At 69.5% G+C, this 8,914-nt stretch carries 7 protein-coding genes; 4 read left to right on the top strand and 3 right to left on the bottom strand.

The window, feature by feature from the left end:
• Positions 1 to 223: 223 nt before the first annotated feature.
• On the top strand, positions 224 to 3,235 hold the full coding sequence (locus tag B1818_RS23630) for a Tn3 family transposase (RefSeq protein WP_005195266.1): 3,012 nt from the start codon (positions 224 to 226) through the stop codon (positions 3,233 to 3,235).
• A 35-nt stretch (positions 3,236 to 3,270) separates the two neighbouring features.
• Here the strand turns inward: B1818_RS23630 and merB are convergent, their stop codons facing one another.
• From merB to merA, 3 genes are all read right to left on the bottom strand, one after another.
• Entirely contained in the window at positions 3,271 to 3,921 is a 651-nt protein-coding gene (merB, locus tag B1818_RS23625) for an organomercurial lyase MerB (RefSeq protein ID WP_005195267.1), read from the bottom strand.
• 70 nt (positions 3,922 to 3,991) lie between these two features.
• Entirely contained in the window at positions 3,992 to 4,414 is a 423-nt protein-coding gene (locus tag B1818_RS23620; RefSeq protein ID WP_005203167.1) for a MerR family transcriptional regulator, read from the bottom strand.
• Positions 4,415 to 4,436: 22 nt separating this feature from the next.
• The gene (merA, locus tag B1818_RS23615) at positions 4,437 to 5,873 is read right to left on the bottom strand and encodes a mercury(II) reductase (protein ID WP_005195274.1); all 1,437 of its coding nucleotides are present in this window, start codon (positions 5,871 to 5,873) and stop codon (positions 4,437 to 4,439) included.
• Between the two features lie 122 nt (positions 5,874 to 5,995).
• On the opposite strand from merA, the gene B1818_RS23610 reads away from it, so the two are divergent.
• From B1818_RS23610 to B1818_RS23595, 3 genes are all read left to right on the top strand, one after another.
• Positions 5,996 to 6,382: a helix-turn-helix transcriptional regulator gene (locus tag B1818_RS23610; RefSeq protein ID WP_004018626.1), complete on the top strand. Its 387-nt coding sequence runs from the start codon at positions 5,996 to 5,998 to the stop codon at positions 6,380 to 6,382.
• A gap of 247 nt (positions 6,383 to 6,629) precedes the next feature.
• On the top strand, positions 6,630 to 7,604 hold the full coding sequence (locus B1818_RS23600) for an NAD(P)/FAD-dependent oxidoreductase (protein WP_005195276.1): 975 nt from the start codon (positions 6,630 to 6,632) through the stop codon (positions 7,602 to 7,604).
• 167 nt (positions 7,605 to 7,771) lie between these two features.
• On the top strand, positions 7,772 to 8,722 hold the full coding sequence (locus B1818_RS23595; RefSeq protein WP_005195278.1) for a site-specific integrase: 951 nt from the start codon (positions 7,772 to 7,774) through the stop codon (positions 8,720 to 8,722).
• The last annotated feature ends 192 nt before the right edge of the window (positions 8,723 to 8,914 follow it).

Genomic DNA, 8,914 nt, shown 5'->3' with positions numbered 1-8,914 from the left:
CACCCACCAGCACCACCCTGTGGGCTGCGAGATCGACTGACCGACAGCTAGAAGAAACTGGCTCTAGAACTGCCTGGGGTCCCGGTAGTAATGGCGCAAAAAACAACGAAGTTCGCGTAGTGCCTGGTCAGCGGCGATTTCTCGGTTCGGGCTGCGGGCCGGGGTGGTTGGTGCTTGGCTTGTCTGCCGATGAGGTTGGTCGGCGTGTTGGAGGCTGGGGTTCGTGGCGACGCGGGTATTCGCGGACGAGGAGTTGCAGCGCCTGCGGGAGTTCCCGGAGATCAGTCGTGAGGAGTTGTTCCGGTACTTCACGCTGACCCCGGCGGATCTGGCGTTTGTTGCTCCGCAGGGCAGGGGCCCTGCGGTCCGTCTGGGCCTGGCGGTGGCGTTGTGCACCTTGCCGTGGCTGGGGTTCGTGCCGGACAAGGTGCCGTCGGCGCCGCCGGTGGCGGTGGCCCGGCTGGCGGATCAGCTGAATATCGATGCAGCGCAGCTTCGTTCGTATGGCAAGCGGGCGCAGACGCGGACCGAGCATGTGCGGCTGGTGGCCCAGTATCTGGGGTGGCGGCCTGCCGGGGCGATGGAGTTGAAGGAGCTGGATGAGTTTCTGCTGGCGCGGGCGATGGAGCACGATTCGCCGACGCTGTTGTTCCGGCTGGCGTGTGAGTACCTGATCTCGGCGCGGGTGATCCGGCCGGGCCCGGAAACGGTGGTCCGCCGGGTCGCGCACGCTCGCACGCGGGCGCAGCGGGAGACCTACGACCGGTTGGCGCGCGAGTTCACGCCGCAGCGGTGTAAGGAACTGAATGCGTTGCTGGTCGTCGACCCGTCGATCGAGATGTCGCGGTTGCGGTGGTTGTCGACCGGCCCGGTGGAGGCGTCGGCGACCGCGGTGAAGGCCGAGGTCGAGAAGCTGGTGTTCCTGCGCAACCTGGGCGCGGATGAGCTGGACATGTCGGTGCTGCCGGCGGAGCGGCGGCGGTTCCTGGCGACGGTGGGCCGCCGCTTGACGGGCCAAGCCCTCGAACGCCGGGATCCGCAACGCCGCTACCCGATTCTGCTCACCGTGTTGGCGCAGTCGGCCACCGATGTGCTCGACGAGGTGGTGCAGCTGTTCGATCAGGCGATCTCGGCCAGGTTGAGCAAGGCCGAACGCCGGATGCGCGACGAGCTGGCCGAGCGCGGTAAGGCCGGAGAGGATCGGCAGGGGTTGCTCGACGACCTGCTGGCGATCGTCTGTGACCTGCAGATCCCCGACGAGGAGATCGGCGGCCTGATCCGGGGCGATCGGATCGGATGGGAGCGGTTGCGGGCCGCGGTCGCGCAGGCCAAGCCTCGGCTGCCGCGCGATCACGGGCACCTGGCCGCTCTGGACAGCTCGTACTCCTACCTGCGGCAGTTCACCCCGCAGGTGCTGTCGACAGTCCGGTTCGCCGGCGGCACCGCCGCGACCGAGCTGCTGATCGGGGTGCACATGCTGCGGGAGCTGAACGCGACCGGTACCCGCAAGGTGCCCGACGACGCGCCGACCGGGTTCGTGCCGACGAAGTGGCGCGGCTACCTCGACGAGGCCCGCAAAGCCGGTAACACCACCGCCTATCGGCACTACTGGGAGCTGTGCGTGCTGCTGGGGCTGCGTGACGGGTTGCGCAGCGGGGATGTGTTCGTGCCGGGGTCGCGCCGCTACGCCGACCCGGCCGCGTACCTGCTGACCCCGCAGGCGTGGGAGCCGCAGCGTGACGAGTTCTGCCGCCTGGTCGGCAAGTCCGCTGATCCCGCTCGCGCGCTGGCGACCGCCACCGACGAGCTCGACGCCGCTATGGGCGAGTTGGAGAAGGTGCTCGCCGGCGGCGACGGGCCGGTCCGTCTCGATGAGGCCGGTGACCTGGTGATCTCACCGCTGTCGGCGGAGGATGTGCCCGCGGAGGCGACGGCGCTCAAGGCCGAGCTGACGGAGATGCTGCCGTTCGCGCCGATCGTGTCGCTGCTGATCGAGCTGGACAAACGCACCGGCTACCTGGACTGCTTCACCCACGCCGGCGGCAAACAGGCCCGCAGCCCGGAGCTGAAACGCAACCTCATCGCCGTCCTGCTGGCCTACTCCACCAACCTCGGGCTGACCCGAATGGCCGAGGCGTCGGGCCTCTCCTACGACATCCTGGCCTGGACCAGCGAATGGTATGTGCGGGAGGAGACGCTGCGGGCGGCGAACCTGACGATCATCGACTACCACCAAAGGCTGCCGCTGACCCCGGTCTTCGGCGCCGGCACCCTGTCGTCGAGTGATGGGCAACGGTTCCCGACCCGCGGCAAATCGGTCACCGCCAGAGCGTTGAGCCGCTATTTCGCGAACGAAGGACTGAGCACGTATACCCATGTCACCGATCAGCACGCCACCTACGGCACCAAGGTCATCGTCGCGACGAGACGCGAAGCTCACTACGTGCTGGACGAAATCCTCGGCAATGCAACGGATCTGCCGATCACCGAGCATGCGACCGACACGCACGGCGTCACCCTCGTGAACTTCGGGCTGTTCGACCTGCTCGGATTGCAGCTCTCGCCCCGCATCCGGGACCTGGGCCGGATCACCCTGTATCGGGCGGCGCCTCGGGCCCAGGTGGAGTCCGCGTTCCCGCACGCCGGGCCGCTGCTGACCCGCAAGCTGAATCTGGATCTCATCGCCGAGCACTACGACGACCTGCTCCGGCTGAGCGGGTCGCTGAAGTTCGGGCACGCCACCGCGTCGCTGCTGGTCGGCAAGCTCTCCGCGTCGGGCCGGCAGAACGCCCTCGCGGCGGCGCTCAAGGAATACGGGGCGCTGCGGCGCACGATCTACGCCGCCCGGTACCTGTCCGACCCGGGCTATCGGCGCAAGATCTCCCGACAGCTCAACAAGGGCGAATCCCTGCACGCGCTCCGCCGCGACCTGCTCTACGCGCACGAAGGCGCCGTGCGCGCGAGGCACCTGGAGGGACAGACCGAACAGGCATGGTGCCTCACGTTGGCGACCAACGCCGTCATCGCCTGGACCACAGAGTATTACGGGCTGGCGACCGAACAGATGCGGCGGGCCGGGCGGCGCATCGACGACGAGGTGCTGACGCACATCTCCCCGGCCCACAGCGAGAACATCAACTTCTTCGGCGCCATCGAGGTCGACATCGACGCCGAACTCGCCCAGCTCGGCCCCACCGGGTACCGGCCGCTGCGCGTGCGGGACACCCTGTTCTGACCCGCAGCGCCGGCCCGGATCGGCGGCGGCGCGATCTAGCAGCAGGCGCTGGTTCCGGTGGTCGTGGTCGGGTCGGTGATCGCGTCGGCGAGGGGGCGGGCGAGCTGGTGGTAGGCGTCGGTGACCGGCAGCACCGTCATGCCTGGGAATTTCGCCTGCCAGTGGTGGGCGGCGTCGGAGGTGGCGAGGAACATCTGCGGGTTGCAGCAGGTGGCGCGGAGGTGACCGGGCTGGATCCGGTCGGGGTCGACGAAGGCCACCATCGCGGTGGCCGGTTCCAGGTCGCTGACCCCGGTGACGGGGTCGATGGTCAGGCGCACGGTGGTGCCCGTGATCGGGCAGTCGGATTCGATGCAGGCGGGTGCGCCGATGACGGCGGGGAAGATGAGGGTGTCGGGGGCACACCAGGTGTAGAGCTGGTGGCCACCGACGCTGAACCGGTGCGGGGTCGGGTTGAGGGTCAGGCCCCAGCCGACGATCCGGCCGGCCTCGTCGTATTCGACGTCGGCGCCGATCGGCGTCTGCGCGGGGTCGAGGTCGGGCACTCCCGCGGCGGCGGCGAGTTCGGTGACGGTGACCGGGGTGCCGTGGGTGAGCAGCCGCAGCGCGGCGCGCATCAGCGCCCGGTCCCGGCCGGCGGGCAGGATCTTGGCGAAAACGTCGGCAGTGAGGTTGTCGGTACTCATGGGATCGGACTCCTCGAGGGCGATCGGACAGTGACGGTGCCGACGGTAGGGTCTGTCCCCGGGGTGAGGGTCAAGCCCGTAGCTCGCATCCGCACGGGTCACCGGCCCAGCACAGGTCGTCGGTGGCCAGATGCGCACGGTGTGCGGTTTCGAAGGCGTCGATGCGGTCGAGGATCTGCTCGGCATCGGCGATGCGCTGGCGCAGCCGCTGCCGCGACCGCTGCAGCAGCTCGGCGAGATGGGCGCCGACCGAACGGCCGTGGTCGTCACGGTCGGTGGAGGTGAGCTGGCAGATCTCGGCGATGGTGAGCCCGAGGCCGCGCAGCTCGCCGATGAACCGCACGCACCACTCCGCGTCGTCGGTGTAGAGGCGGTAGCCGGCCGGGCTGCGGCCCAGGGTGTAGATCAGGCCGAGGTCGGTGTACTCGCGCAGCGCCTTCACCGGCACCCCGGTGCGGGCCGAGAGGTCCCCGATCGTCATGTGTCCGTTCATCACTGCCTCCCGTCCGACGGCGTCAGCCTGCGCAGCAGGACAGTTTGGTGACGTCGGTGGTGAAAGTCTGCGCGGTCAGTTTCAGCGCTTCGGCCATGGTCAGGTACGGCGCCCAGGTGTGGGCGAGCCGGTCGACGGTCAGACCCGCGGTCATCGCATAGGTGGCGGCGGTGATCAGGTCCCCGGCGCCGTCGCTGAGGGCGTGCACGCCCATGATCCGGCCGGTGCCGGCTTCGGCGACGATCTTGACCAGGCCGCGGGTGTCCCGGTTGACCAGCGCCCGCGGCACGCTCGACAACCCCAGCACCCGGCACTGGCAGGCCAGCCCGGCCGCGGCGGCTTGCGCGTCGGTCAGTCCGACCGAGGCGATCGCGGGGCTGGTGAACGTCACGCGCGGCACCGTGGTGTAGTCCAGGACGCGATCGGCACCGGCCAGGGCGTTGTCGGCGACCAGGGTGCCCTGCGCGGCGGCCACGTACACGAACTGCGGATCCCCGGCCACGTCCCCGGCCGCCCAGATGCGCGGATTGCTGCTGCGCTGGCGGTCGTCGACCACGACCGCGCCCCGCTCGTCGACGGCGACGCCGACCGCATCCAGGCCCAGCCCGGCGGTGTTGGGGCGGCGGCCGGTGGCCATCAGCACCTGCTCGGCCCGCAGCTCGGTGCTGGCGCCGCCGCCGGTGCGCACGGTCACCACCTTGTGCCCGTCGTCGGCGAGGACCTTCTCGACGGTGGCGGCGGTGAGCACGTCGATGCGCTCGTGGGCGAAGACGGCCTCGAGCGCGGCCGAGATTTCCGGTTCCTCACCCGAGGTCAGCCGGCTACGCGCGATCACCGTGACCTTGCTGCCCAGGCGGGCGAACAGCTGGGCCTGCTCGAGCCCCACATAGCCCGCACCCACCACGATCAGCGACTCCGGCAGCTGCTGGAGGTCCATGGCGGTGGTCGAGGTCAGATACCCGGCCTCAACGAGGCCGTCGATCGGCGGAGCCCAGGGCGCGGCACCGGTGGCGATCAGATACTGGTCGGCCTCGATCACCCGTACACCGCCCTCGGCGCGCGCGACCCGCAGCACGGGTGCCTCGGCGCTGCCGTCGAACACCGCGGTGCCGGAGACGATCTCCCACCCGTAGTCGGCGGCCAGGTCGACATACTTCTCCGCCTGCAGCTGCCCGACCAGCGCGTCCTTGCCCGCGATCAGGGCGGGGAAATCCAGCGGCACCTCGGCGGGGGTGAGCCCGGGGAACCGGCCCGCCGCCTCGGCGGCGTGGCGGGCCTCGGCGGCGGCCAGCAGCGCCTTCGAGGGCACACACCCGACGTTCACGCACGTGCCCCCGACCGTCCCGCGCTCCACCATCACCACCCGTTTGCCGAGGTTGACCGCGGCGATGGCGGCGGCGAACGCCGCCGAGCCGGAACCGATGATCGCCAGATCGGCGCGGGAATCTGTCAAGGTCACGAGGGTGCCTCCTGGTCGGGCAACCGCTGAACCGACAACGGCTGCTATTCGTGTTGACGAATATCTACCGGAACCATATTATGCGCTTATCCGAATAGTTCAAGTCTCGTGGAGGCGATCCCATGGCCCGGTCCACCACCGCCACTGTCACCGTGCCCGGTGCCGAGTCGGCGTGTACGCATCTGGATACGACGGCGAAGTTTTTTCGCGCCCTGTCGGATCCGACCCGGCTCAAGCTCCTCGAATTCATCCTCGCCGGGGAGCGCACCTCCGCCGACTGCGTCGAACACGCCGGCATCTCGCAGCCCCGGGTGTCGGTACACCTGTCCTGCCTGGCCGACTGCGGGTATGTCCTCGCGCGCCGCGACGGGAAGAAACTGCGGTACTCCGTGGGTGATCCGCGGGTAGCTGACCTGGTGATGCTGGCGCGGTCGCTGGCGGCCGACAACTCCGCCGCGCTGGGCTGCTGCCCGCGCATCCCCGCCGCGGACGGTAGTGGGCGGCGATGAACACACCCGACAACAAGGCGATGAACACACCCGACAACGACTCGGGCGGGTTCGGTGGTCTGCTCGCAGTGGCCGGTGGCGTGCTGGTGATGGTCGCCTGCTGCGCCGGTCCCGCCCTGATCGCCGGCGGCGTGCTCGCCGGTCTCGGCGGTGTCTTGACCAGCCCGTGGCTGCTTGCCGCAGGCGTGCTGGTCGTGGCCGCCGCCGTCGGCTACACCCTGCGGCGCCGCGCCCGTAAGGCCACGGGGTGTTGTCCGCCCCGACCCGGATCACCATCCCCGCCATCGACGGCCTCGACACCGTCCCCTACTTCACTTCCCGCACCCTGCTGGACCTCACCGACCTGCCCTCACATCTGCTCGTCGTCGGCGGAGGCTACGTCGGCTGCGAGTTCGCCCAAATGTTCCGGCGATTCGGCTCCGAGGTCACCCTCATCCAACGCGCCGACCGGCTGCTGCCCGGCGAGGACCCCGACATCTCCGCCGCCGTCAGAGAGGGCATGACCGCCGACGGCATCACCGTGCTCACCGGCACCACCTGCACCGCGGCCACCGGCACCACCGGGAACATCCGGCTCGGCTGCACCGGCAGCGAAGCCGACGACATCACCGGCAGCCACCTGCTGATCGCGACAGGACGCACCCCCAACAGCGACAATCTCGGCCTCGAGTACCTCGGTCTCGAACCCGACCCACAGGGCTTCCTCACCGTCGACGCCTCCCTGCGCACCGACGCCGAAAATGTTTGGGCGCTCGGCGATCTGCGCGGCGGGCCCATGTTCACCCACACCGCCCGCGACGACGCCGACATCGTCTACCGCACCATATTCCGAAGCCAGGACCGCACCACAACCGGGCGCATCGTGCCGCACGCGGTGTTCACCGACCCCGAAGTCGGCGCCGTCGGGCTCACCGAACCTGCCGCCCGCGCCGCCGGCTACGACGTCGTCGTCGGGCGCCAGGACTTCACCGGCGTCGTGAAAGCCCGCGCCATCGGCAACACCCGCGGCCTGGTCAAATTCGTCGCCGACGCCGCCACCGACCGTATCCTCGGCTGCCACATCGCCGGACCCGACGGCGGGAACCTCGTTCACGAGGCCGTCATCGCCATGACCACCGGCGCCACCTACACCCAACTCGCCCAAGCCATCCACATCCACCCCACCCTCGCCGAAGCGGTCAACACCGCCGCCGGCGGCGTCCACCGCGAAATCGGCGCATAGACACCCCATGAGCATCGCCCGGTACTCGGGTGAGGCCATTTTCCGACTGCCACGGATAACACCCTGTTATCTGTAGCATCATGACATCCGGCCTGCGCCGACTCCGCTCCGGCGGTGCGCGACGCGGACCTGTTATCTGCGGCAAGCCCAGTGAGGGAGGTACCACCGTGCCGTCCGGGATCACCGTCCGCGCCGCCGGCGACAGCTTCCTCGACTCGATCGGCTCCCCGAACACCCGCCGCGCCTACGGCATCGCCGTCGACAAGACCACCGCCACGCTCGGCGAGACCCGGCGGCTGGCCGACGTCGCCGACGATGAGATCGGTGAAACCCTCGAAACCCTGTGGGGCTCCTCAGCAGTCAACACCTGGAACGCCCGCCGCGCCGCGGTCGCGTCGTGGCTGGCGTGGTGCCGCGAGCACGGCCACACCGCCCCGGCGGTCCCGGCCTGGGTGAAACGCTCCACTCCACCGGACTCCACCACCCCGGTGCACTCGCGCACCGCGATCGACCGGCTCATCGCCCGCCGCGACATCGACCTCCGGGAGAAGACGCTGTGGCGGATGCTCTACGAAACCTGCGCCCGCACCGAGGAACTGCTCCAGGTCAACATCGAGGACCTCGATCTGGCCGGGCGGTGTTGCCCGGTGAAGTCCAAGGGCGCCAAGCCCCGCACCCGCCGCCGCGGTGCCACCTACCACGAGTACGCGCACGAGCTCGTGTACTGGGACGCGGGCACCGCCCGGCTCCTGCCACGCCTCACCAAGGGCCGCACCCGCGGACCGCTGTTCGTCACCCACCGCCGACCGGGCCCCGGAAAGGCCGCCGCCGACCGGGACATCTGCCCCGACACCGGGCTGGCCCGGCTGTCCTACGGCCAGGCCCGCGCCGTGCTGGATGCCGCCACCGCGACGAATGGGCCCGGCACCGGTTGGGATCTGCACGAACTTCGGCATTCCGGCCTGACGCATCTCGGCGAGGCCGGTGCCAGCCTGGTGGAGCTGATGGCCAAGTCCCGCCACCGCAAACCCGAGAACCTACGCCGCTACTTCAAACCCTCACCGGCAGCCATGCGCGGCATCACCAGCCTCATCGGCCCCGACCGCAGCCACCGATAGCGGCCACCAACAAGAGCGTCCGTCTACCCGCTGACCAGGCACTACGCGAACTTCGTTGTTTTTTGCGCCATTACTACCGTGACCCCTGCCTGGACCGGCTATCGGGGACCTGCCAGGAGATCTGATACCAGAGAGCACTTGGTTGTTGCGCTTCCAGTTACGGGCACGCCAGTTTGGCGTGTACCGCGCGGT

Origin of the sequence: Gordonia sp. IITR100, from assembly GCF_002009645.1 — a bacterium.
Lineage (GTDB): Bacteria > Actinomycetota > Actinomycetes > Mycobacteriales > Mycobacteriaceae > Gordonia > Gordonia hongkongensis.
This window is presented reverse-complemented; position numbering and strand designations above follow the sequence as displayed.

Bases quoted from the DNA above. Each gene is read 5' to 3' on its own strand.
- merB (WP_005195267.1), bottom strand. From the start codon at position 3,921: ATGAGTACCGACAACCTCACTGCCGACGTTTTCGCCAAGATCCTGCCC.
- B1818_RS23610 (WP_004018626.1), top strand. From the start codon at position 5,996: ATGGCCCGGTCCACCACCGCCACTGTCACCGTGCCCGGTGCCGAGTCG.
- B1818_RS23620 (WP_005203167.1), bottom strand. From the start codon at position 4,414: ATGAACGGACACATGACGATCGGGGACCTCTCGGCCCGCACCGGGGTG.